Genomic DNA, 22,161 nt, shown 5'->3' on the forward strand with positions numbered 1-22,161 from the left:
CCCCCGGGGTCAGAGCTCGGGGCCGTCCCCGGGCTCCTCCTGGTAGGAGTAGCGCTGCTCCCGCCAGGGGTCGCCGATGTTGTGGTAGCCGCGCTCCTCCCAGAAGCCGCGCCGGTCGGCCGTCATGTACTCGACGCCGCGCACCCACTTGGGGCCCTTCCAGGCGTACAGGTGGGGGACGATCAGGCGCAGCGGGAAGCCGTGCTCGGCGGTGAGCAGTTCGCCGTCCTTGTGGGTGGCGAAGAGGGCGCGTCCGTCGGCGAAGTCGGCCAGCCGGAGGTTGGAGCTGAACCCGTACTCGGCCCAGACCATCACGTGGGTGACGGCCGGGGCGGGCGGCGCGAGGTCCAGGATCGAGGCGGCCGGCACCCCGCCCCACTCGGCGCCGAGCATGCTGAACTTCGTGACGCAGTGCAGGTCGGCGACGACCGTGGTGTACGGCAGGGCGGTGAACTCGTCGTGGGTCCAGCCGCGTTTCTCGCCGTCGGCGGTGGCCCCGAAGACCCGGAACTCCCAGCGCTCGGGGCGGAACTTGGGTACCGGTCCGTAGTGCGTGACCGGCCAGCCGCGCTGGAGGCGCTGTCCCGGCGGGAGCTCGAACGAGGACGCTCCTTCCGAACCGTCTTCCCCCGATTCGCTTCCCACCGGCTGACCCATGTCTCCATCCTGACAGACCCGGACCGATGCCCCGGACCCACCCCGCTTACATTCGGGCAAATGGTAAGAACATCAACAATCTCGACTAAGCCTGTACTTACTTACTAAGTCAACACTTACTGGACGATCTTCGATACCGGTGCAATCATGCGGCGCAACAGGCCAGTTCCCGTTTTAAGGAGCGTCAAGCGATGCAGGGCGACCCCGAGGTCATCGAGTTCCTGAATGAGCAGCTGACCGCCGAGCTGACGGCGATCAACCAGTACTTCCTGCACGCGAAGCTGCAGGACCACAAGGGCTGGACCAAGCTCGCGAAGTACACGCGGGCGGAGTCCTTCGACGAGATGCGCCACGCGGAGGTGCTCACCGACCGCATCCTGCTCCTGGACGGCCTGCCGAACTACCAGCGCCTCTTCCACGTGCGGGTCGGCCAGAGCGTGACCGAGATGTTCCAGGCCGACCGCGAGGTCGAGCTGGAGGCGATCGACCGGCTGCGCCGGGGCATCGAGGTGATGCGCGCCAAGCACGACATCACGTCGGCCAACATCTTCGAGGCGATCCTCGCCGACGAGGAGCACCACATCGACTACCTGGAGACGCAGCTCGACCTGATCGAGAAGCTGGGCGAGTCGCTCTACCTGTCGACGGTCATCGAGCAGGTCCAGCCGGACGCGTCGGGACCGGGCTCGATGTAGGTCCCGCGGGAGGCCCCTAGGCCGCTTCGGGCAGCGCTTCGGGCAGCTCCGCGAGGGCCGGAGCGCCCTGGTCGGCCAGGGTCCGGCGGGGGCAGGCGCCGCGGCCGAGAAGCGCCTGGATGCGCCGCACGCAGCCGCCGCAGTCGGTGCCCGCCTTGCAGGCGGACGCGATCTGCCGGGGCGTGCAGGCACCGGCGTCCGCGTGGCTCTTCACCTGTTCCTCGGTGACACCGAAGCAGCTGCAGACGAACACGCGGTTCACCTCCCGGGCGGGGTACAGAGTCGTGCCGTACCGACGACCGGGGGGCCCGACTGATCGGTGAGGCAAACCTAACCTTACCCATCACGCAAGGCCGGCAAAAGTGGAGGGGGCGCGGATCCCGTGTGACCCGCGCCCCATTTCACCGCCCGTCCGGGCGCGCCCTCACTGGTCCCGGTACATCTCCGCCACCAGGAAGGCCAGGTCGAGCGACTGGCTGCGGTTGAGCCGCGGGTCGCAGGCGGTCTCGTAGCGCTGGTGCAGGTCGTCGACGAAGATCTCGTCGCCGCCGCCCACGCACTCGGTGACGTCGTCGCCGGTCAGCTCCACGTGGATGCCGCCCGGGTGGGTGCCGAGCGCCTTGTGGACCTCGAAGAAGCCCTTGACCTCGTCGAGCACGTCGTCGAAGCGGCGGGTCTTGTGCCCGGAGGCCGCCTCGTAGGTGTTGCCGTGCATCGGGTCGGTGATCCAGGCGACGGTGGCGCCGGAGGCGGTGACCTTCTCGACCAGCTCGGGGAGCTTGTCCCGGATCTTGTCGGCGCCCATGCGGACGATGAAGGTCAGGCGGCCCGGCTCGCGCTCCGGGTCGAGGCGCTCGATGTACTGCAGCGCCTCCTCGGCCGTCGTCGTGGGGCCGAGCTTGATCCCGATCGGGTTGCGGATCCGCGAGGCGAACTCGATGTGCGCGTGGTCCAGCTGCCGGGTGCGCTCACCGATCCACACCATGTGCCCGGAGACGTCGTACAGCTGCCCCGTGCGGGAGTCGACGCGGGTCAGGGCCGACTCGTAGTCGAGCAGCAGCGCCTCGTGCGAGGAGAAGAACTCGACGGTCTTGAACTCCTCCGGGTCGGTGCCGCAGGCCCGCATGAAGTTCAGCGCGTTGTCGATCTCCCGGGCCAGCTGCTCGTAGCGCTGCCCGGACGGGGAGGACTTCACGAAGTCCTGGTTCCAGGCGTGCACCTGGCGCAGGTCGGCGTAACCGCCGGTGGTGAAGGCGCGCACCAGGTTCAGCGTGGAGGCCGAGGCGTGGTACATGCGCTTGAGCCGCTCGGGGTCCGGGATACGGGCCGCCTCGGTGAAGTCGAAGCCGTTGACCGAGTCGCCGCGGTAGGTCGGCAGGGTCACGCCGTCGCGGGTCTCGGTCGGCTTGGAGCGCGGCTTCGAGTACTGGCCGGCGATGCGGCCGACCTTCACCACGGGCACGGACGCGGCGTACGTCAGCACCGCGCCCATCTGGAGCAGGGTCTTCAGCTTGTTGCGGATGTGGTCCGCGGACACCGCGTCGAAGGCTTCGGCGCAGTCGCCGCCCTGGAGGAGGAACGCCTCTCCCTTGGCGACTGCCGCCAGCCGGGCGCGCAGCTGGTCGCACTCGCCCGCGAAGACGAGCGGTGGATACGACTCGAGGTCCGCGATCACTGCGCGCAGAGCCTCGGTGTCGGGGTACTCGGGCTGCTGCGCCGCGGGCAGGTCTCGCCAGGTGTTGCCAGCGCTCGGGCTGGTCTTAGCGTTCACGGTCACCCCTCAACCCTACGGGGTCCGCGTACGCGGTCGGTGCCCGGCTCGACAGGTGAGACGGGACCCGGGCGGCGGGCCCGGCGGCCCGGGTTGGTACCCTCACGCGCCTTCCGTGGTTCTGATCACGGACATCTCAAGTACATATCGAGCGCGTATATCGGGGTGGGGATTTGAGCGCGGAACATCGCAGGGACCGCACGAAGAAGAGACTGCTCGTCTACGGCGTCGCGTCGGCGGTGGCCGTCGCCGCCACCGCCGGCACCCTGGCCCTGGCCTCGCCCGGGCTCCTGGGCTCGGACACCGCCCGGGCCGCGACGGCGCCGGGGGCCCGGCTGCAGGACGAGTTCCGGGCGGCCGCGGAGGAGTTCGACGTCCCGCAGAGCGTCCTCATGGCGGTCTCGTACCGGCAGACGCGCTGGGAGGCCCACGACGGGCTGCCGAGCACCACCGGCGCCTACAACGTGATGGGACTCACGGACGTCGACCCGGAGAGCCTGCCGGACTCCGGCTCCGCCGAGGAGCGCGAGCACCGGCTCGAGCACCTGAACCGCAGCGGCGACCCGGTCGTCGAGAAGAACTTCGACGCGGGCAAGGCGCTCCGGAGCCTCGGGCAGGAGCCCGTCGACACCGGCGACCCGCGGCTGCACACCCTGGACGAGGCGGCAGATCTCATCGACGCCTCGCCCGAGGAGGTGCGCGGCGACTCCGGGGAGAGCATCCGGGCGGGCGCCGCCCTGCTCGCCGAGTACCAGCGGGACGCGACCGGTTCGCTGCCCGAGGACCCCGGGGCCTGGTATCCGGCGGTCGCCCGGGCCGGCCAGTCGACGGACGCCAAGGGCGCACGGCAGTTCGCGCAGCGCGTGTACGAGTCGATCAGGACCGGTGAGAGCCGCGTCACCGCCGACGGCCAGTCCCTCACGCTGCCGGCCGACCCGGCCGTGCGGCCGGACCGCACCGCGGACCTGGACCTGGCCGCCGCCACCGCCCCGGCCCCCGACTGCCCCTCGGGCCTCAGCTGCGACTTCCGTCCCGCCGCCTACAAGCAGAACGGCGGCATCGACGACTGGGGCAACTACAACGTGGCGAACCGCCCCACGGCGGGCAACGAGATCACCTCGATCGTGATCCACGACACCGAGGGCAGCTACAGCAGCGCCCTGGGCGTCTTCCAGAACTCCCTCTCGTACGCCAGCGCCCACTACCTGATCCGCGCCTCCGACGGTCTGGTGACCCAGCTCGTCGAGAACAAGAACGAGGCCTGGCACGCCGCCAACAAGACCCTCAACATGCACTCGATCGGCATCGAGCACGAGGGCTACGCCATCAAGGACGGCAGCTGGTACACCGAGCCGCAGTACGAGTCCTCGGCGGCGCTGGTGAAGTACCTGGCCGGCAAGTACGGCATCCCGCTGGACCGCGAGCACGTCATCGGCCACGACGAGGTGCCGGGCGTCCTGGACGCGAACGTGAAGACCCAGCACTGGGACCCGGGCCCGTTCTGGGACTGGAACCACTACATGGGCCTGCTGGGCGCCCCCACCGGCGCCGAGGGGCCGGGCGGCCCGTACAAGGCCGGTCAGGTGGTCCGCGTCGTACCGCCGTTCACCACGGCGAACCAGCCGAAGATCACCAACAACGGCTCCGCGGTCCCGCAGCAGCCGGCGAACTTCACGTACCTGTACTCCTCGCCGTCCACCTCCTCGGCCACGCTCACCGACCCGTACCTGGGCAGCCAGACCTGGAGCGAGGGCTGGAACTGGGGCAACAAGGTCCTGGCCGGCGGCGAGTTCGTGGTCGCCGAGGCACGGCAGGACTGGACGGCCATCTGGTACGGCGGCAAGAAGGCCTGGTTCCAGAACCGGGGCGGCCAGTTCGCCACCGCCGCCGGAACGCCGGACGTGGTCACGGCCAAGGCCGGGGCGAGTTCCGTCCCGGTGTACGGCCGCGCCTACCCCGAGGACGGCGCGTACACCGGCACCGGGGTCCCGGTGCAGAACAAGAACAACGAGTCCCTGAGCAAGTACGGCGTCCTCAGCGGGCAGAAGTACGCCCTGGCCGGCGGCGCCCTGAAGGGCTCGTACTACAACAGCGGCAACATCGACGGCTCGGGCACCGGTTCGCGCGTCGTGGTCGTGGGCGACACGACGTACTACCCGATCCGCTACAACCACCGCATCGGCTATGTGCGCACGGCCGACGTCCAGCTGGTCAAGGCCACCGCGCCCGACCCGGGCACCGACCGCTACAACATCCTCGGCCGGGACGCCTCGGGCGTGCTGTGGCAGTACCAGGGCACCGGGGAGCCCTCCACCCCGTTCTTCGGCCGCTTCCGCGTTGGCGGCGGCTGGAACGACTACAACGCGGTGACGACCCTGACGGCGCTGCGCGCGGACGGCACCGGCGACATGGTGGCCCGCGACAAGGGCGGGGTGCTCTGGTACTACAAGGGCACCGGCAACCCGGCGAAGCCCTTCGGGTCCCGTGTCCGGGTCGGCGGCGGCTGGTCGGTCTACGACACGCTCACCGGCGCCCGGGACCTCAGCGGGGACGGCAGGGCCGACCTGATCGCCCGCGACAGGAGCGGGGTCCTCTGGCTCTACAAGGGCACCGGCAACCCGGCCAAGCCCTTCGAGGCCATGAGCAGGGTCGGCGGCGGCTGGTCCGCCTTCAACGCGCTGGCCGACACCGGCGATCTCACCGGGGACGGCAGGGCCGACCTGATCGCCCGCGACAAGAGCGGGGTCCTCTGGCTCTACAAGGGCACCGGCAACCCGGCCAAGCCCTTCGAGGCCATGAGCAGGGTCGGCGGCGGCTGGTCCGCCTACGACGTGCTGAACGGCCCCAGCGACCTGAACCGCGACGGGGTGCCGGATCTCGTCGCGCGCGACAAGGACGGCGTGCTCTGGTTCTACCAGGGCACCGGCAGTGCGACGGCGCCGTTCAAGGCCCGCGCCAGGGTCGGCGGCGGCTGGAACACGTACAACATGATCGTCTGACGTCGGCGCCGGCGCCGCGGGCGTCCCGGATCACGGGACGTGCCGCGGCGCCGCGCGCGGATGCAGTAGGGTCTGCGGCATGTTCGCGCACTCGACCCAGACCTGCCAGACCTGGTGGTGGACCGCTCATCCGGCGGCCCGCTGACTGCGCGTGACGTAAGACTTCGCGAAGGCCGCCCGAGGGGCGGCCTTCGGTGTTTCCGCGACCGGGGTCCGTTCCTCTCTCCGACGAACCGAGAAGGACACGGACTCATGACACCGCTCGACGGCCTCCTGGCCGACTCCCGCCCGTTCGCCCTGCTCCGCCGCCGCACCCCGGGCCACGATCACGACACCGTGGAACTGCTGCGCGGCCCGGTGACCGAGCACGGCAGACTCGCCGACCTGCCCGACGAGGGACTGGCGCTCGTCCCGTTCCGGCAGATCCGCGAGCGCGGCTTCGACGTCCGCGACGACGGCACGCCGCTCCTCGTGCTGACCCCCGAGGAGCGGTACGACATCCCGCTCGCCGAGGCCCTGGACCGGCTCCCCGCACACGAGGTCCGCGTCGAGGGCGGTGGTTTCGACGTCGGCGACGAGGAGTACGCGGAGATCGTCGGGCGGGTGCTGGAGGAGGAGATCGGGGCCGGCGAGGGCGCCAACTTCGTGATCCGGCGGACGTACGGGGGCCGCGTCGAGGGGTTCGGGCGGGCCGACGCGCTGGCGTTGTTCCGGCGGCTGCTGGAGGGTGAGCGGGGCGCGTACTGGACGTTCGTCGTGCACACCGGGGACCGGACGCTGGTCGGGGCCAGCCCCGAGGTGCACGTGCGGATGTCCGGCGGCACGGTCGTCATGAACCCGATCAGCGGGACGTACCGCTACCCCGCCGAGGGCCCGACCCCCGAGCACCTGCTCCACTTCCTCGCCGACGGCAAGGAGATCGAGGAGCTGTCGATGGTCGTCGACGAGGAGCTGAAGATGATGTGCACCGTCGGCGACCGGGGCGGTGTGGTCGTCGGACCGCGGCTGAAGGAGATGGCACACCTCGCGCACACCGAGTACGAACTGCGCGGCCGGTCCTCGCTGGACGTGCGGGAGGTGCTGAAGGAGACGATGTTCGCGGCGACGGTCACCGGCTCTCCGGTGCAGAACGCGTGCCGGGTCATCGAGCGCCACGAGGCCGGCGGGCGCGGCTACTACGCGGGCGCGCTGGCGCTGCTGGGCCGCGATGCCGCCGGCGCCCAGACCCTGGACTCCCCCATCCTGATCCGGACCGCCGACATCGACGCCGGCGGGCGGCTGCGGGTGCCGGTCGGCGCCACGCTGGTGCGCGGCTCGGACCCGGCGGGCGAGGTCGCGGAGACCCACGCCAAGGCGGCCGGGGTGCTGGCGGCACTGGGCGTGCGCCCGTCCCGGCCTCGCGCCGAGGCGGACCGGCCGAAGCTGGCCGGCGACCCCCGGGTGCGGGCGGCGCTGGACGGGCGGCGCGCCTCGCTGGCCCCGTTCTGGCTGCGGATGCAGGAGCCCTCCGACGCGCTCACCGGGCACGCCCTGGTCGTCGACGGCGAGGACACCTTCACCGCGATGCTCGCGCACCTGCTGCGGTCCTCGGGGCTCTCGGTGAGCGTGCGGCGCTACGACGAGCCGGGGCTGCGCGAGACGGTGCTCGGGCACGAGGGCCCCGTGGTCCTGGGGCCCGGTCCCGGCGACCCCTCGGACCCCGCCGATCCGAAGATGCGGTTCCTGCGCGCCCTGGCCGCCGACCTGATCCGGGAGCACCGGCATGGGGTCCTCGGCGTCTGCCTCGGGCACGAGCTGATCGCGGCGGAGCTGGGTCTGGACATCGTCCGCAAGGAGGTGCCGTACCAGGGGGCGCAGACGGGGATCGACCTGTTCGGGCGGCGCGAGACGGTCGGCTTCTACAACAGCTTCACCGCGCGCTGCGACGACGGGAGCGCCGCCGAGCTGGCCGCGCACGGCATCGAGGTGAGCCGCTCGGCGGGCGGCGAGGTGCACGCGCTGCGCGGGCCGGGCTTCGCCGGGGTCCAGTTCCACCCCGAGTCGGTGCTGACCCTGAACGGCGCCGCGATCGTGCGGGAGCTGACCGGTCAGCTGCGCGGCACCAGCACGTTCTCCGAGCGGCGGCCCTCCCGGTAGTCGAGGACGTTGCGTGCCGTCGCCTCGACGATCTGGCCGACGGCGTCCTCGGTGTAGTACGCCTGGTGCGAGGTGACCAGGACGTTCGGGAAGGTGACGAGGCGGGCCAGGGTGTCGTCCTCGACGGGCTCCAGCGACTTGTCGAGGAAGAACAGGCCCGCCTCGGCCTCGTAGACGTCCAGGCCGACGCCCGCGAAGCGGCCGGCGCGCAGCTCGCCCACGAGGGCCGCGGTGTCGATCAGGCCGCCGCGGCTGGAGTTCACGAGGATCGCGTCGTCGCGCATCGCCTTGAGGGCGGCGGCGTCGATCAGGTGCCGGGTCGCGGCCATCAGGGGGACGTGCAGGGTGATCAGGTCGGACCGGGCGAGCAGCTCGTCCTTCGGGACGTAGCGCATGCCGAGTTCCGCGCAGGCCGGGTTCTCGGCGACGTCCCAGCCGAGCAGGCGCATCCCGAAGCCGTGGGCGATCCGGGCGAAGGCCTCGCCGATCTTGCCGGTGCCGAGGACGCCGGCGGTGCGGCCGTGCATGTCCCGCCCCATCAGCCCGTGCAGGCGGAAGTCGAAGTCCCGGGTGCGGGTGGAGGCGCGGACGATCCGGCGGTTGACGGCCATGGCCAGGGCCCAGGCGAACTCGGCGACCGAGTACGGCGAGTAGTACGACACCCTCGCCACGGTCAGGCCCAGCCGCCCGGCGGCGTCCAGGTCGATGTTGTTGAAGCCGGTGGAGCGCTGGGCCACCATCCGGGTGCCGCCGGCCGCGAGGATCTCCAGGACCGCCCCGCCGAGGTCGGCGTTGACGGACGTGGAGATGATCTCGTGGCCGGCCGCGATGGGGGCGGTGTCCTCGTTGAGGAAGACGTCCAGGCAGCGGACCTCGTCCAGGTCGCGGAAGGCCCGCTCGATCAGGGGCTGCTCGTCGGCCTGGACGCCGAAGGCCAGGATCTCCATGACCGCTCCCCTTCCGGTGGGCTCCGGGCCGAATATACGACCCGGCGCCGTGAGCCGCCGGTCGGGCGGCCGGACGCCGGGCGGTCGGGCGCCGGGCGGTCGGGCGCCGGGCGGTCGGGCGCCGGGCGGTCAGCCGAAGAAGACGCCCACCTCCTCGTACAGCCTCGGGTCGACGGTCTTCAGCCGGACCGTGGCGTCGGCGATGGGGACGCGGACGATGTCCGTGCCGCGCAGGGCGACCATCTTGCCGAAGTCGCCGTCGCGCACGCAGTCGATGGCGTGCAGGCCGAAGCGGGTGGCGAGCCAGCGGTCGAACGCGCTGGGCGTGCCCCCGCGCTGCACATGGCCGAGCACGGTGGTGCGGGCCTCCTTGCCGGTGCGCTTCTCGATCTGCTTGGCCAGCCACTCGCCGACCCCGGACAGCCGGACGTGGCCGTAGGAGTCGAGCGACTCGTCCTTCAGCACCATGTCGCCGTCGCGCGGCATGGCGCCCTCGGCGACGACCACGATCGGAGCGTAGGACGCCCGGAACCGGGAGGTCACCCAGGCGCACACCTGCTCGACGTCGAAGCGCTGCTCGGGGACGAGGATGACGTTGGCGCCGCCGGCCAGGCCCGAGTGCAGGGCGATCCAGCCGGCGTGCCGGCCCATGACCTCGACGACGAGGACGCGCATGTGGGACTCGGCGGTGGTGTGCAGCCGGTCGATGGCCTCCGTGGCGATGCCGACCGCGGTGTCGAAGCCGAAGGTGTAGTCGGTGGCGGACAGGTCGTTGTCGATGGTCTTGGGGACGCCGACGCAGGGCACGCCGTACTCGTCGGCGAGCCGGGTGGCGACACCGAGGGTGTCCTCGCCGCCGATCACGACGAGCGCCTCCACGTCGAGCTTCGCCAGGTTCTCCTTGATGCGCCGGATGCCGTGCTCCTGCTGGAGCGGATTGGTGCGCGAGGAACCGAGGATGGTGCCGCCGCGGGGCAGGATGCCGCGGACGGCCGGGATGTCGAGGCGGACGGTGTCGCCCTCCAGGGGGCCGCGCCAGCCGTCCCGGAAGCCGGTGAACTCGTAGCCGTACTCCTGTACTCCCTTGCGGACGATGGCCCTGATGACGGCGTTGAGCCCGGGGCAGTCGCCGCCTCCGGTCAGTACTCCGACCTTCATCGCACAACCCCTTTGGGAGGGTGAGTGGTTGGGGCCACTGTCCCGCGCGGGGTCAGGCGTCGTCCAGACCTCGTTCTATCGCGTACCGCACCAGCTCCACCCTGTTGTGCAGCTGGAGCTTGCCCAGGGTGTTCTGGACGTGGTTCTGCACGGTGCGGTGGGAGATCACCAGGCGTTCGGCGATCTGCTTGTAGCTCAGGCCCTTGGCGACCAGGCGGAGCACCTCCGTCTCCCGGTCGGTCAGCCGCGGCGCCCCGGGTTCGTCCGCCCCCGCGGCGGGCGCGGGTTCGGAGGCGAGGCGGCGGTACTCGCCGAGGACGAGGCCGGCCAGTCCCGGCGTGAACACCGGGTCGCCGGCGGCCGTCCGGCGCACGGCGTCCTGCAACTCCTCGGTGGACGCCGACTTGAGCAGGTAGCCGGTCGCGCCGGACTTCACGGCCTCCAGCACGTCGGCGTGCTCCCCGCTCGCCGAGAGCACCAGGACGCGCAGCTTCGGGTCCGCGCCGACGACCTCCTTGCAGACCTGGACGCCCGGCTTGCCCGGGAGGTTGAGGTCGAGGACGAGGACGTCGGGCGCGGCGGCCCGGGCGCGGCGCACCGCCTGCTCGCCGTCGCCCGCGGTGGCGACCACGTCGAAGCCGGACTCGGCCAGGTCGCGGGCGACCGCGTCGCGCCACATCGGGTGGTCGTCGACCACCATGACCCTGATCGGATCGCGTCGTTCACCCATGGTCCGCTGCCTTCCCCCGGGCGGCGGCGCCGCCGGATTCCTTCGGTGCCCTCAGTTCGACCTCGGTGCCCTGGCCGGGCACCGAGATCAGTTCGGCCGTGCCGCCGAGGTCGCGCAGCCGCCCCCGGATCGACAGGGCGACCCCGAGCCGTCCCTCGCCCTCGGCCTCGGCGAGCCGCCCGTCCGGGATGCCCGGCCCCTCGTCGCGGACGGTGACGATCACCTCGTCGGGCTCGTCCTCGACCAGGATCCAGGCGCGGGCCCGCTCGCCGACGTGCACGCGTACGTTGTCCAGCGCGGCCCCCACCGCCGCCGCCAGCTCCCGTGCCGCGGCCGGGGGCAGCGGGACCGGCGCGCCCGGCTCGGCGAGGTGGACGAGGGAGCCGGCGTAGGGGGCGAGCAGGGCCCGCAGGTCGACGGGGGCGTCCGGGTCCGCGCCCTCCGGTTCCTCCACCGCCCGGACGACCGCGCCCTCGGCGGTGTCCTCGGAGACGCGGGAGACCGGCACCAGGCCGCCGGAGACCAGGGTGCGCAGCGCCACCTCCTGCTCACCGGCCAGCCGGCCCAGCTCGGCCGCCTCGCCGCCGATGACGGCGCCGCGCCGCTGCACCATGGCCAGCACCTGGAGGACGCTGTCGTGGATGTCCCGGGCCAGCCGTTCCCGTTCCCGGGTGGCCGCCTCGATCTCCAGGGCGCGGGCGAGGGTGCGTTCGGAGGCGCGGGCGACCTCGACGACGTAGCCGATGGCGATGGAGGCGACCCAGACGAGGATGACGTTGTGCACGGTGTCGCGGGCCGGGGTGCCGCGTTCGACCAGGTTGGCGACGGCGACCAGGGTGGAGGCGACGGCCGCCCAGCGCCAGCCGCCCTTGATCGCGAAGGCCAGGACGGAGCCGGCGGTCCATATCGACGGCAGGGTGGGGCCGCCGTCCATGACCCGCTCGGGGGCGTCGGCGAGGCGGGTGAGCAGGATGCCGGTGACGGCGATGGCGAGGTCGGCGGCGAGGAAGCGCTTGGTGCAGGCGGCGGCGCCCGCGACCTTGGGGAGGGTGGCCAGGGTCCAGACGAAGAGGACCGCGTAGTAGGCGACGGCGAGCCAGGGGCGGACGAAGCCGGAGTAGGCGGTGGCGAAGAAGCCGATCGCGTACAGCATGGTCAGCACGCGGTAGCCGGCCAGGGCGCGCCACAGAGGCTGCTCGACCGACATCCGCATGACGCGTTCACGCCTGGCCATGCTCCCCCTCCCCCGGACGCCGGTCCCCCGGCTACGACCCCGTCGGGCCCTGCTGCGCCCTCTCGGGCGTCTCCGCCTTCTCCGCCTTCTCTGCCTTCTCTGCCTTCTCCGCCTGGGCGAGTGCGGCCTTCGCCGCCTTGCCCGCCTCCTTCTCGGCCTTGGCCGCGTCCGCGAGCTGCCGCTTCATCGCGGTCGCGTACACGTCGACGTACTCCTGGCCGGAGAGCTTCATGATCTCGTACATGACCTCGTCGGTCACCGCGCGGAGCACGAAGCGGTCGTGCTCCATGCCCTGGTACCGGGTGAAGTCCAGCGGGCGGCCGATGCGGATGCCCGGCCGCATCAGCTTGGGCATCACCTGGCCGGGCGGCTGGATCTTCTCGGTGTCGATCATCGCCACGGGGATCACGGGCGCGCCGGTGGCCAGCGCCACGCGCGCGAGGCCGCCGGGCTTGCCCCGGTAGAGGCGGCCGTCGGGCGAACGCGTGCCCTCGGGGTAGATGCCGAACAGCTCCCCGCGCTCCAGGACCTCTATGCCGCTCCTGATCGCCGCCTCGCCGGCGCCGCGCACGCCGGAGCGGTCCACCGGGAGCTGGCCCACGCCCTTGAAGAAGGCGGCGGTCAGCCGTCCCTTGACGCCGGGGGTGTTGAAGTACTCGGCCTTGGCGATGAAGGTCACCTTGCGGTCGAGGACGGCGGGCAGGAAGAACGAGTCGGAGAACGACAGGTGGTTGCTCGCCAGAATGGCGGGGCCGTCGGCCGGGATGTGCTCCAGGCCTTCCACCCAGGGCCGGAAGGCGAGCTTCAGCGAACCCCCGACGGTGACCTTCATCGCGCCGTACAACAACCGATTGCCTCCCGTGTCTGTGGCTCAGACCCTATCCCGGGGCACCGTCAATGGCCCCGACGGCCCTGGTCGGTGTCAGTGCGGTCGCGTACGGTGAAGTACCCGCAAGTATCCGACGACAGGAGACCGAGACGTGCCGGTCCTGCCCGGCGCCGAGCCGTTCCGCCACGAGGGCGGGGAGACCGGCGTCCTCCTCTGTCACGGCTTCACCGGTTCCCCGCAGTCGCTGCGCCCCTGGGCGCGGTATCTCGCCGCCCGCGGCCTGACCGTCTCGCTGCCCCTGCTGCCCGGCCACGGCACCCGCTGGCAGGACATGCAGGTCACCGGCTGGCAGGACTGGTACGCGGAGGTGGACCGCGAGCTGCGCGCCCTGCGCGAGCGCTGCGCGCGGGTCTTCGTGGCCGGCCTGTCCATGGGCGGCGCGCTGGCCCTGCGGCTCGCCGCCCGGCACGGTGACGCGGTCGCCGGCGTCATGGTCGTCAACCCGGCCAACCGGATGCACGGCGTCGCCCAGCACGCCCTGCCGGTGCTGCGCCATCTCGTGCCGGCGACGAAGGGCATCGCCAGCGACATCGCCAAGCCGCTCGGCTCGGAGCTGGGGTACGACAGGGTGCCGCTGCACGCCGCGCACTCGCTGCGGGCGTTCTTCCGGCTCGCGGACGGCGACCTGCCGCAGGTGACGCAGCCGCTGCTGCTGCTGCGCAGCCCGCAGGACCACGTGGTGCCGCCGGCCGACTCGGCGCGGATCCTCGGCCGGGTGTCGTCGACGGACGTGACGGAGATCCTGCTGGAACAGAGCTACCACGTGGCGACGTTGGACCACGATGCGGACCGGATCTTCGCGGAGAGCGTCGCGTTCATCGGCCGGCTCGCGCCCGGTTCCGTCGTGGAGCCGGAGCCCGGTCTCGGCAAGGAAGGGACGGCCGCAGGTGGCTGAGCACGACTCCGACCGCGAGGACCGCGAGGAGCGGGAGCGGGAGCACCCCGAGGGGCGGGAGCGCGCGGCGGACCGCGGGTCCGGCGAGCAGGGCGGCGTGCCCTTCGACGAGGACGCCGCCTGGGCGGCGATCGTCGCCGGGTACGGGGACGAGCCGCCGGACCCGCCGGGCGCGAAGCCGTTCAAGTCGATCGAGGACCTGGCGCTCCTGGAGCCCGAGACGAACGACGAGAAGCCCGCGCCGGAGCAGCCGGCCTCGGCCCGGCCGCTGGGCGGCTCGGTTGCCTTCGCGCCCGGCGTGGGCCCCCGCGACCACACGCCGGCCGAGCCGTCCGACGACGACCTCGACGAGGACGACGAGGGCCACTTCGTGCCGCCCGAGCCGCCACCGCTGCCCGACGCGGACCCCACCGCCAAGTTCGCCTGGCTGGGCGTGCTCGGCGGGCCGGTGCTGCTCCTGCTGGCGGTCGTGCTCGGCTGGGACATGACCTGGTGGCTGACCACGCTGAGCATCGGCGGGTTCCTCGGCGGCTTCGCCACGCTGGTCGTGCGGATGCGCACGGGCGACGAGGACGACGACGACCCGGGCCGGGGCGCGGTGGTCTAGGGCCTGTCTGACAATTCCCGTCGTCGCCCGGAGGGCGGCCTCGCGGCGTCAGGTGCGTGCTCTCGGTGTGCCGGGCGTAGAGCCTCGTACTGGATGTACTTGGCTCTGCGCCCGGTGCGGCGAGAGTGCGTGCATGGCGTCGCGAGGCTGGGGGCACCTCCCGGCCGGAGGCTGGGGGAGGGAATTGTCAGACAGGCCCTAGTACCGCGCCGCCCGATCAGGGTGTCGCGGGTACGCGGAGGGCGGTCAGGACCGGGAGGTGGTCCGTGGCCGCCCTCAGGTCCGCCTCGGCGACTCCGGCGAGCCCGTGCGGCACCCCGCAGCCGAGTACCTCGACGCCCTCGGTGACGAAGACCGCGTCGATGCGGCGGTCGGGGGCGGTGGGCGTGAAGGTGTACTCGCCGCCCCAGGGCGCGGCCGTCCAGCAGTCCCGCAGCCCGTCGCCCAGGCGCCGGAAGGTGCGTCCGCCGGGGCGCTCGTTCAGGTCGCCGCCCGCGACGGCGTGCGGGACGTCCAGCGCGGCGAGCCGGTCGAGGAGGAGGCCGGCCTGCGCGTGGCGCTCCTCGGCCTCCAGGGACAGGTGGCAGCTCAGGACGCCGAGGCGGGCGCCACCGAACCGGACCACGGCGGTGGCGAGGCCGCGCCGGTGCCGGCCCGGGGTGAGCGGGAGCAGCACGTCCTCGGTGCGCTCCACGGTGGCCCGCAGGGAGCACAGCAGCGCCGGTCCGGCCGCCGTGCCGCCGCCGGAGAGGAGCACGAGCCCGGAGGCGTCGGCGAGCCGGGTGAGCTTCTTGCGCCAGCGGAAGAGGCGCGGCGCCTCCTGGAGCAGGACGAGGTCGGGGGCGCAGGCGGCGATGACGCGGGCGAGCGCTTCGGTGTCGTCGCGCATCGAGCGGATGTTGTAGCTGAGGACCCGGACGACCGCGGAACCGTCCGCTTCGGTACGCGAGTTGGGGAGGGGAGGGAGGGACGACGTTGCCATGCGGATCAAGATACGACGGAGCCCGCCGTCCCCGGTGGGGGCCCGGCGGGCACGGTCGTACGCGTGGGGCGCGGAGCCTCACATGATCGGGTCGGGCTCCCGGGCCAGGTCGGCCGCGCCCACCAGGCCCGCCTTGTTGCCGAGCTGGGCGGCGATCACGTCGGCCACCGGCCGCCAGTTGCCGCCGACCAGCCACCGCTTGTAGGACTTGCGGATCGGGTCGAGGACCAGGTCGCCCTCGTCGGAGAGGCCGCCGCCGACGATGAAGGCGGACGGGTCGAAGAGGGAGGCGAGGTCGGCGAGGCCGGCGCCGGCCCAGCGGGCCAGTTCCCGGTAGGAGTCGACGGCGACCGGGCAGCCCTGGCGGGCGGCGACGGAGATGTGCTTGCCCTCGATGCCGTCGGGGGTGCCGTCGCCGAGGGCGAGCAGGACCTCGGCGCGCTCGGGGGTGGCGTTGGCGCGCTGCTTGGCGTACCGCACCAGGGCCCGCCCGGAGGCGTACTGCTCCCAGCAGCCCTGCGAGCCGCAGCCGCACAGCAGCCCGTCGGGCACCATGCGGATGTGGCCGAACTCGGCGGCCACGCCGAAGTGTCCGCGGCGCAGCTTGTTGCCGATGATGATGCCGCCGCCGAGGCCGGTGCCCAGGGTGATGCAGATGACGTTGCGGTGGCCCTTGCCACCGCCGAACTTGTACTCGCCCCAGGCGGCCGCGTTGGCGTCGTTCTCCACGACGACCGGGAGGCCGACGCGGCCCTCGACCTTCTCCTTGAGCGGTTCCTGGCGCCAGTCGATGTTGGGCGCGAAGTAGACCGTGGAGCGCTGGCGGTTGACGTATCCGGCGGCGCCGATGCCCACTCCGACGATCTCGTGCCCCACGCGTGCACCCTCCACCGCGGAGGCGATGGCGTCCACGATGGCCTCGGGTGTGCTGGGGGTCGGCACCTTGTGGGTCGAGAGGATGTTGCCTTCCTCGTCGACCACGCCGGCCGCGATCTTCGTGCCGCCGATGTCGACGCCGATGGTGAGTCCCATGAATCCCTCAGTTCGGTCGAGCCCCGCTAAGGGCAACCGTACCCGAGGCGGGGCTCAGTCCAGGTCGATGCGCTGGCCCGGGCCGGTGCCCTCGTCGCCGCCGTCGTCGTCGCCGTCGCGGCGTCCTGCCTGGTCGCGGGGGTCGCGCGGGTCCTTGGCCGGGGAGTCGCCGGTGGTCCAGCGGCGTTCCTGGTCCTGGACCGCGGAGCGGTAGGCGGCGAGGAGTTCACCGCCGGCGGCGGCGAGGTGGTCGAACACCGCCGGGTTGCGCTCGATGACCGGTTCGACGGCGGCCCTGGCCTGCTGGACGACCTGCCGGAAGACCTGCTGGGCGGCGGGTCCGGCGACCTGGCCGAGCAGCGGGGACTGGAGGCCGGACAGCCGGTCGGCCACGGTGTCGACGAGCCGGCGCAGCTCCTCGGCGGCCGAGCCGGGCGGCACCCCGTGTTCGGCACGGCGGCGGGCCTTCTCGGACTCCAGGTCCTCGGCGCACGCGGTCGCCCAGGCGTCGGCGTCGGTCGGGCGGGCGGCGCCGGCCCCGTCGGCCTCGTCGGGGCGGGGTGCCTCGGACGGGGGGAGCTGTTCGCTCATGACGGACTCCTGACTACGGTTCGTCCTTACGACGTTACCCGAACGGACTCGGGCACCGGGCCGGGATCAGCGCGCCTGCGGCCACAGCGCCGGGTCCGGCGCGAACCGGACGGCGAGGGTGCCCTCGCGCAGGGCGGCGCCGGCGACGGTGCAGCGGCGCAGCGCGGAGGGCAGCGGCACGATCCGGCGGAACGGCCCGGCGGCGACGACCAGTTCGTCCCCGCGGCGGACCAGGTCGAGTTCCTCGCGGACGGCGCCGGGCAGCGGGATGCGCCAGACCAGGACGCCGTCCTCGGCCAGCCGGTCGGTGACGGGCCACTCGACGGGGGCGGCACCGGGGTGGACGCCGGGCGCACCGAGCGCCGCGAGGTCGTCGGTGCCGCGGGGGTCGTGGCCCAGGTGGGGCAGGGCGCGGACGTCGTGGGTGTCCCGCCACTCCTCCAGTGTCTTGCGCTGCTGGGCGAGGGGGCCGGTGAGCCAGCTGTCCGCCGGGACGTCCTCGGGCAGGACGCGGTTGGCCACCAGCAGGTCGGTGCGCAGGCCGCGCAGGGCGAGGCCGAGGACGGTGGCGCGGACCGCGTCGTCGCCGGCCGGGCCGGGCTCCGCGACCAGCCGTACGACGGTGTTCCGGTCGGCGACGACGGCCTCGGCGGCGGCGAGTTCCAGGTCCCAGCGGGCGGCGGCCTCGTACAGCGCCTCGGCGGGCATGGGGACGCCGGCCAGGCGGCCGAGGACGGGGCGCAGGGCGCGGGCCGCCTGCCGCTCGGGGGGCAGCAGCCGGCGCAGGCAGCGGCGCAGTTCCTCGGGGGCGGCGAGCAGGGCGAGGGCGCGCGGGGCGGGCGGGAGGTCGACGACGAGGAGGTCGTGCTCCTCGGCGAGGGCCGCGTCGCGCAGGGCGCGCAGCAGGGCGAGTTCGTCGGCGCCGGGCAGCGGGGTGAGTTCCGCGGGGTCGAGGCGGGCGGCGCCGAGGAGGTCGAGGGCGGAGGAGGCGCGGTCCTGGAGGGCGGCGAGGCCGTCCCGGAACCCCTGGGCGGCGTCCGGCCGCCAGGCGGTGAGGCCGGGTTCGACGGGCGTGGGCGCCGGGCCGGTGCGCACCCCGAGCGCGGCGCCGAGGGTGTCGTCGCGGTCGGTGCCGAGCAGCAGGGTGCGGGTGCCCTGCCGGGCGGCGGCGAGCGCGGTGGCGGCCGCGACGGTGGTACGGCCGCTGCCGCCGGGGCCCGTGATCAGGATGGTGCGCATGAGGCTGAACGGTACCCGCGCGGACCCCGTCGGGCCCGCACCGAGGAGCACCGGCGGGCGCTAGGCCGCCGGCGTCTCCACCCGCTTCTTCAGGCCGGCCAGGGCGCGGTCGATGATGACCTTCTCCGCCTTGCGCTTGATCATGCCGAGCATCGGGATCTTGACGTCGACGGTGAGGCGGTAGGTGACCTCCGTGCCCGTGCCGGCCGGGCGGAGCAGGTAGGAGCCGTCGAGGGAGCGCAGCATCTGCGACTTCACCAGCGTCCAGGACACCTCGTGCTCGCCGGTCCAGGTGTAGGCCAGCGTCTGGTCGTCCTTGATCGCGCCGGCGTCCATCACGAGCCGGACCTGCTCGGCGCGCCCCCGGTCGTCGCTGGCGAGGACCTCGGCCTCCTTGACCTCGCCGGTCCAGTCCGGGTAGCGGGCGAAGTCCGCGATCACCGACATGACGTCGGCGGGTGCCGCCTCGATGGTGATGCTCGAGCTGGTGTGTTCCGCCATCGCCGTGGCTCCTCCGGATGCGGGCCGGTACTGGTGTAGTCCGTGTCTCTCGTGCGCCCGTCGCGCGCACGTGCGTGCCGCGTGAAGGCTATCGCGCACCGGCTCCGCGACCGTCACCCCCCGCCCGTACGGCCCGCGCCGGGGCGTCACCACTCCAGCACCCACGGCCGGCCGGTCGACGCGAAGTGGCCGACGTTCACGCACTCGGTCGCGCCGATGCGCATCCGGCGCGCGAGCGGCTGGTGCACGTGCCCGAAGAGGGCGTACCGGGGCCGGGTCCGCCGGATCGCCTCCAGCAGGGCGGTGCTGCCCCGCTCGAAGCGCCGCGCCACGGTGTCGTAGACCAGGTCCGGCACCTGCGGCGGGATGTGGGTGCACAGCACGTCGACCTCGCCGACGGCCTCGATCTTCGCGGCGTACTCCTCGTCGCTGATCTCGTACGGCGTGCGCATCGGGCTGTACAGGCCGCCGCCGACGAACCCGAAGACCCGGCCGCCGATCTCCACCCGCTCCCCGTCGAGGACGGTCGTGCCGGGGCGGGCGTACTCCGGCCACAGGGGCGGTACGTCGACGTTGCCGTAGGTGGCGTACGTCGGTGTGGGGAAGGCCGCGAAGAGTTCGGCGTACTGCTTGCGCACGGCGCCCTCGATCAGCTGCGCCTTCGAGCGTTCCCCGGTGACGTCCGCCCACAGCCGGGCGCCGAACTCCCGGGCCTCGGCGAAACGGCGGGCGGTGCGCAGCTCGACGATGCGGTCGGCGTTCGCGACGCCGAACAGGTCGGGGAAGATGCCGCGCGAGTGGTCGGCGTAGTCGAGGAAGAGCACGAGGTCGCCGAGGCAGATCAGGGCGTCGGCGCCCTCGCCGGCCCTGGCCAGGTCGCGGGCGTTGCCGTGCACGTCGCTGACCACGTGGACGCGCGTGCTCGTGTTGCGGGCCGGTGTGGGTGCCATGGCGATCAAGGGTAAGCAGCGCGCGCCTCTTGTGAACAGTGGCGGTCGGACCTGCGGTTACTGGCTGGTCGGTTGATTCGTCGACTACTGTGCGCACAGGAAACCCCAGCCGTGTGACGCAGCGAACATCTCGCGGGGACCCCCTGTCGGAGAACGCATACCGGCGGGTAACGTCCGGGCAGTCCAGTCGTGCTCAGGATTTCAACATGTGAATCGGCGTGTGATTCGACATGTGACCTCCGGAGCACTAGCCCGAGCCTTGGACCGCACCGTCGCATCACACAGTGTCGTGGCGCCGGCGCCCTATGAGGAGCAGCAGTCTTGCGCGAGTTCAGCCTTCCGGCCTTGTACGAGGTCCCCGCGGACGGAAACCTGACCGACATCGTCCGCAGAAACGCCGCGCAGCATCCCGACGTCGCCGTCATCTCGCGCAAGGCCCAGGGGTCCTGGCAGGACGTGACCGCCCGTGACTTCCTCGCCGAGGTGCGCTCCGCCGCCAAGGGCCTGATCGCGTCCGGCGTCCAGCCGGGCGACCGGGTCGGTCTGATGTCCCGTACCCGCTACGAGTGGACGCTGCTGGACTTCGCGATCTGGAGCGCGGGCGCGGTCACCGTGCCGGTGTACGAGACCAGCTCGCCGGAGCAGGTGCAGTGGATCCTCAGCGACTCGGGCGCCACCGCCTGCGTCGTCGAGACGGCCGGGCACGCCGCGGTCGTCGAGTCGGTGCGCGAGACGCTGCCCGCCCTCAAGAACGTCTGGCAGTTCGACGCCGGCGCCGTGGAGGAGCTGGGGCGCATCGGCCAGGACGTCACCGACGGCGCGGTCGAGGAGCGCGGGTCGATCGCCAAGGCCGACGACCCCGCGACCATCGTCTACACCTCCGGCACCACCGGCCGCCCCAAGGGCTGCGTCCTCACCCACCGCAGCTTCTTCGCGGAGTGCGGGAACGTGGTCGAGCGCCTGCGGCCGCTGTTCCGCACCGGCGAGTGCTCGGTCCTGCTCTTCCTCCCGCTCGCGCACGTCTTCGGCCGCCTCGTCCAGGTCGCGCCGATGATCGCCCCGATCAAGCTGGGCTGCGTCCCGGACATCAAGAACCTCACCGACGAGCTGGCCGCCTTCCGGCCGACGCTGATCCTCGGCGTGCCCCGGGTCTTCGAGAAGGTCTACAACTCGGCGCGCGCCAAGGCGCAGGCCGACGGCAAGGGCAAGATCTTCGACAAGGCCGCCGACACCGCCATCGCGTACAGCAAGGCGCTGGACACGCCGTCCGGGCCGTCCGTGGGCCTGCGGATCAAGCACAAGGTCTTCGACCGGCTCGTCTACAGCAAGCTGCGCACCGTCCTCGGCGGGCGCGGCGAGTACGCCATCTCGGGCGGCGCCCCGCTCGGCGAGCGGCTGGGCCACTTCTTCCGCGGCATCGGCTTCACGGTCCTGGAGGGCTACGGGCTGACCGAGTCCTGTGCCGCGACCGCCTTCAACCCCTGGGACCGGCAGAAGATCGGCACGGTCGGTCAGCCGCTGCCGGGCTCCGTGGTGCGCATCGCGGACGACGGGGAGGTGCTGCTGCACGGCGAGCACCTGTTCAAGGAGTACTGGAACAACCCGGGCGCGACCGCCGAGGCGCTGGCCGACGGCTGGTTCCACACCGGTGACATCGGCACCCTCGACGAGGACGGCTATCTGCGGATCACCGGGCGCAAGAAGGAGATCATCGTCACCGCCGGCGGCAAGAACGTCGCCCCGGCCGTGATCGAGGACCGCATCCGCGCGCACGCGCTGGTCGCGGAGTGCATGGTGGTCGGCGACGGGCGGCCCTTCGTGGGCGCGCTGGTCACCCTGGACGAGGAGTTCCTCGGCCGGTGGTGCGCGGACCACGGCAAGCCGGCGGGGTCGACGGCGGCGGCGCTGCGGGACGACGCGGAGCTGCTCGCGGAGATCCAGTCGGCGATCGACGACGGGAACTCGGCGGTGTCCAAGGCGGAGTCGGTGCGGAAGTTCCGGGTGCTGTCCGCCCAGTTCACGGAGGAGTCGGGGCATCTGACTCCGTCGCTGAAGCTGAAGCGGAACGTTGTCGCCAAGGACTACGCGGGTGAGATCGAGGCGATCTACGCCAAGTAGTGCCTGGGAGGGGGCGGGTGCGGTTCGTCG

At 72.5% G+C, this 22,161-nt stretch carries 21 protein-coding genes; 7 read left to right on the forward strand and 14 right to left on the reverse strand.

Going from position 1 to position 22,161, the window contains the following annotated elements:
* Positions 1–9 precede the first annotated feature (9 nt).
* Positions 10–657, reverse strand: coding sequence for a sulfite oxidase-like oxidoreductase (locus IE108_RS27055; protein ID WP_064727453.1), 648 nt, complete (start codon positions 655–657; stop codon positions 10–12).
* A 191-nt stretch (positions 658–848) separates the two neighbouring features.
* On the opposite strand from IE108_RS27055, the gene bfr reads away from it, so the two are divergent.
* Positions 849–1,352 (forward strand): bacterioferritin, encoded by a 504-nt coding sequence (gene bfr / locus IE108_RS27060; protein ID WP_064727454.1) that lies wholly within the window; start codon positions 849–851, stop codon positions 1,350–1,352.
* A gap of 16 nt (positions 1,353–1,368) precedes the next feature.
* Here the strand turns inward: bfr and IE108_RS27065 are convergent, their stop codons facing one another.
* Together IE108_RS27065 and IE108_RS27070 are read right to left on the reverse strand one after the other, a co-directional pair.
* Complete coding sequence (locus IE108_RS27065) at positions 1,369–1,614, reverse strand: (2Fe-2S)-binding protein (RefSeq protein ID WP_064727455.1); 246 nt, start codon at positions 1,612–1,614, stop codon at positions 1,369–1,371.
* 162 nt (positions 1,615–1,776) lie between these two features.
* The gene (locus IE108_RS27070) at positions 1,777–3,129 is read right to left on the reverse strand and encodes a class II 3-deoxy-7-phosphoheptulonate synthase (RefSeq protein WP_064727456.1); all 1,353 of its coding nucleotides are present in this window, start codon (positions 3,127–3,129) and stop codon (positions 1,777–1,779) included.
* Positions 3,130–3,296: 167 nt separating this feature from the next.
* Between IE108_RS27070 and IE108_RS27075 the strand changes: the two genes are divergently transcribed.
* From IE108_RS27075 to IE108_RS27085, 3 genes are all read left to right on the forward strand, one after another.
* The gene (locus IE108_RS27075; RefSeq protein ID WP_064727457.1) at positions 3,297–6,122 is read left to right on the forward strand and encodes an N-acetylmuramoyl-L-alanine amidase; all 2,826 of its coding nucleotides are present in this window, start codon (positions 3,297–3,299) and stop codon (positions 6,120–6,122) included.
* 79 nt (positions 6,123–6,201) lie between these two features.
* Positions 6,202–6,267, forward strand: coding sequence for a trp operon leader peptide (locus IE108_RS35360; RefSeq protein WP_107420404.1), 66 nt, complete (start codon positions 6,202–6,204; stop codon positions 6,265–6,267).
* A 107-nt stretch (positions 6,268–6,374) separates the two neighbouring features.
* Complete coding sequence (locus IE108_RS27085; RefSeq protein ID WP_064727458.1) at positions 6,375–8,258, forward strand: anthranilate synthase family protein; 1,884 nt, start codon at positions 6,375–6,377, stop codon at positions 8,256–8,258.
* On the opposite strand, the gene IE108_RS27090 is transcribed toward IE108_RS27085, so the two are convergent.
* From IE108_RS27090 to IE108_RS27110, 5 genes are all read right to left on the reverse strand, one after another.
* Positions 8,210–9,205: a 2-hydroxyacid dehydrogenase gene (locus IE108_RS27090; protein WP_064727459.1), complete on the reverse strand. Its 996-nt coding sequence runs from the start codon at positions 9,203–9,205 to the stop codon at positions 8,210–8,212. The two genes, IE108_RS27085 and IE108_RS27090, sit on opposite strands and share 49 nt — an antisense overlap.
* Positions 9,206–9,334: 129 nt before the next feature.
* Positions 9,335–10,363: a 6-phosphofructokinase gene (locus tag IE108_RS27095; protein ID WP_064727460.1), complete on the reverse strand. Its 1,029-nt coding sequence runs from the start codon at positions 10,361–10,363 to the stop codon at positions 9,335–9,337.
* 52 nt (positions 10,364–10,415) lie between these two features.
* Positions 10,416–11,093: a response regulator gene (locus tag IE108_RS27100; RefSeq protein ID WP_079163487.1), complete on the reverse strand. Its 678-nt coding sequence runs from the start codon at positions 11,091–11,093 to the stop codon at positions 10,416–10,418.
* Positions 11,086–12,327 carry a MacS family sensor histidine kinase gene (macS, locus tag IE108_RS27105; protein ID WP_064727462.1) on the reverse strand — a complete coding sequence of 414 codons (1,242 nt, stop codon included), beginning with the start codon at positions 12,325–12,327 and terminating at the stop codon, positions 11,086–11,088. Before macS ends, IE108_RS27100 begins: the two co-directional genes overlap by 8 nt.
* A 31-nt stretch (positions 12,328–12,358) precedes the next feature.
* Complete coding sequence (locus IE108_RS27110) at positions 12,359–13,159, reverse strand: lysophospholipid acyltransferase family protein (protein WP_064731710.1); 801 nt, start codon at positions 13,157–13,159, stop codon at positions 12,359–12,361.
* 148 nt (positions 13,160–13,307) lie between these two features.
* On the opposite strand from IE108_RS27110, the gene IE108_RS27115 reads away from it, so the two are divergent.
* Positions 13,308–14,111 carry an alpha/beta hydrolase gene (locus IE108_RS27115; RefSeq protein WP_064727463.1) on the forward strand — a complete coding sequence of 268 codons (804 nt, stop codon included), beginning with the start codon at positions 13,308–13,310 and terminating at the stop codon, positions 14,109–14,111.
* Positions 14,104–14,718 (forward strand): hypothetical protein, encoded by a 615-nt coding sequence (locus IE108_RS27120; protein WP_064727464.1) that lies wholly within the window; start codon positions 14,104–14,106, stop codon positions 14,716–14,718. The genes IE108_RS27115 and IE108_RS27120 overlap by 8 nt, the downstream gene beginning before the upstream one ends.
* Before the next feature lie 217 nt (positions 14,719–14,935).
* On the opposite strand, the gene IE108_RS27125 is transcribed toward IE108_RS27120, so the two are convergent.
* The 6 genes from IE108_RS27125 to IE108_RS27150 form a co-directional block, all read right to left on the reverse strand.
* Complete coding sequence (locus IE108_RS27125) at positions 14,936–15,700, reverse strand: endonuclease/exonuclease/phosphatase family protein (protein ID WP_064727465.1); 765 nt, start codon at positions 15,698–15,700, stop codon at positions 14,936–14,938.
* A 78-nt stretch (positions 15,701–15,778) separates the two neighbouring features.
* Positions 15,779–16,732, reverse strand: a complete 954-nt coding sequence (locus IE108_RS27130; RefSeq protein WP_064727466.1) for an ROK family glucokinase — start codon at positions 16,730–16,732, stop codon at positions 15,779–15,781.
* A gap of 54 nt (positions 16,733–16,786) precedes the next feature.
* Positions 16,787–17,323 (reverse strand): DUF5304 domain-containing protein, encoded by a 537-nt coding sequence (locus IE108_RS27135; protein ID WP_064727467.1) that lies wholly within the window; start codon positions 17,321–17,323, stop codon positions 16,787–16,789.
* A 66-nt stretch (positions 17,324–17,389) separates the two neighbouring features.
* Positions 17,390–18,562: an ArsA family ATPase gene (locus IE108_RS27140; protein ID WP_064731711.1), complete on the reverse strand. Its 1,173-nt coding sequence runs from the start codon at positions 18,560–18,562 to the stop codon at positions 17,390–17,392.
* Between the two features lie 60 nt (positions 18,563–18,622).
* The gene (locus IE108_RS27145; RefSeq protein WP_064727468.1) at positions 18,623–19,063 is read right to left on the reverse strand and encodes an SRPBCC family protein; all 441 of its coding nucleotides are present in this window, start codon (positions 19,061–19,063) and stop codon (positions 18,623–18,625) included.
* 146 nt (positions 19,064–19,209) lie between these two features.
* Entirely contained in the window at positions 19,210–20,013 is an 804-nt protein-coding gene (locus tag IE108_RS27150) for a metallophosphoesterase family protein (protein ID WP_079163488.1), read from the reverse strand.
* A gap of 321 nt (positions 20,014–20,334) precedes the next feature.
* On the opposite strand from IE108_RS27150, the gene IE108_RS27155 reads away from it, so the two are divergent.
* Positions 20,335–22,131, forward strand: a complete 1,797-nt coding sequence (locus IE108_RS27155; RefSeq protein WP_064727470.1) for an AMP-dependent synthetase/ligase — start codon at positions 20,335–20,337, stop codon at positions 22,129–22,131.
* Positions 22,132–22,161 lie beyond the last annotated feature (30 nt).

It is taken from the genome of Streptomyces parvulus (assembly GCF_014648855.1).
GTDB classification, from domain to species: Bacteria; Actinomycetota; Actinomycetes; order Streptomycetales; family Streptomycetaceae; genus Streptomyces; species Streptomyces parvulus.

What these genes read in the sequence shown, in the direction of transcription:
- IE108_RS27085 (WP_064727458.1), top strand. Translation starts at nt 6,375, where the DNA reads ATGACACCGCTCGACGGCCTCCTGGCCGACTCCCGCCCGTTCGCCCTG.
- IE108_RS27140 (WP_064731711.1), bottom strand. Translation starts at nt 18,562, where the DNA reads ATGCGCACCATCCTGATCACGGGCCCCGGCGGCAGCGGCCGTACCACC.
- IE108_RS27130 (WP_064727466.1), bottom strand. Translation starts at nt 16,732, where the DNA reads ATGGGACTCACCATCGGCGTCGACATCGGCGGCACGAAGATCGCGGCC.
- IE108_RS27110 (WP_064731710.1), bottom strand. Translation starts at nt 13,159, where the DNA reads ATGAAGGTCACCGTCGGGGGTTCGCTGAAGCTCGCCTTCCGGCCCTGG.
- IE108_RS27135 (WP_064727467.1), bottom strand. Translation starts at nt 17,323, where the DNA reads ATGAGCGAACAGCTCCCCCCGTCCGAGGCACCCCGCCCCGACGAGGCC.
- IE108_RS27125 (WP_064727465.1), bottom strand. Translation starts at nt 15,700, where the DNA reads ATGGCAACGTCGTCCCTCCCTCCCCTCCCCAACTCGCGTACCGAAGCG.
- IE108_RS27145 (WP_064727468.1), bottom strand. Translation starts at nt 19,063, where the DNA reads ATGGCGGAACACACCAGCTCGAGCATCACCATCGAGGCGGCACCCGCC.
- IE108_RS27090 (WP_064727459.1), bottom strand. Translation starts at nt 9,205, where the DNA reads ATGGAGATCCTGGCCTTCGGCGTCCAGGCCGACGAGCAGCCCCTGATC.
- bfr (WP_064727454.1), top strand. Translation starts at nt 849, where the DNA reads ATGCAGGGCGACCCCGAGGTCATCGAGTTCCTGAATGAGCAGCTGACC.
- IE108_RS27095 (WP_064727460.1), bottom strand. Translation starts at nt 10,363, where the DNA reads ATGAAGGTCGGAGTACTGACCGGAGGCGGCGACTGCCCCGGGCTCAAC.
- IE108_RS27150 (WP_079163488.1), bottom strand. Translation starts at nt 20,013, where the DNA reads ATGGCACCCACACCGGCCCGCAACACGAGCACGCGCGTCCACGTGGTC.
- IE108_RS27055 (WP_064727453.1), bottom strand. Translation starts at nt 657, where the DNA reads ATGGGTCAGCCGGTGGGAAGCGAATCGGGGGAAGACGGTTCGGAAGGA.
- IE108_RS27100 (WP_079163487.1), bottom strand. Translation starts at nt 11,093, where the DNA reads ATGGGTGAACGACGCGATCCGATCAGGGTCATGGTGGTCGACGACCAC.
- macS (WP_064727462.1), bottom strand. Translation starts at nt 12,327, where the DNA reads ATGGCCAGGCGTGAACGCGTCATGCGGATGTCGGTCGAGCAGCCTCTG.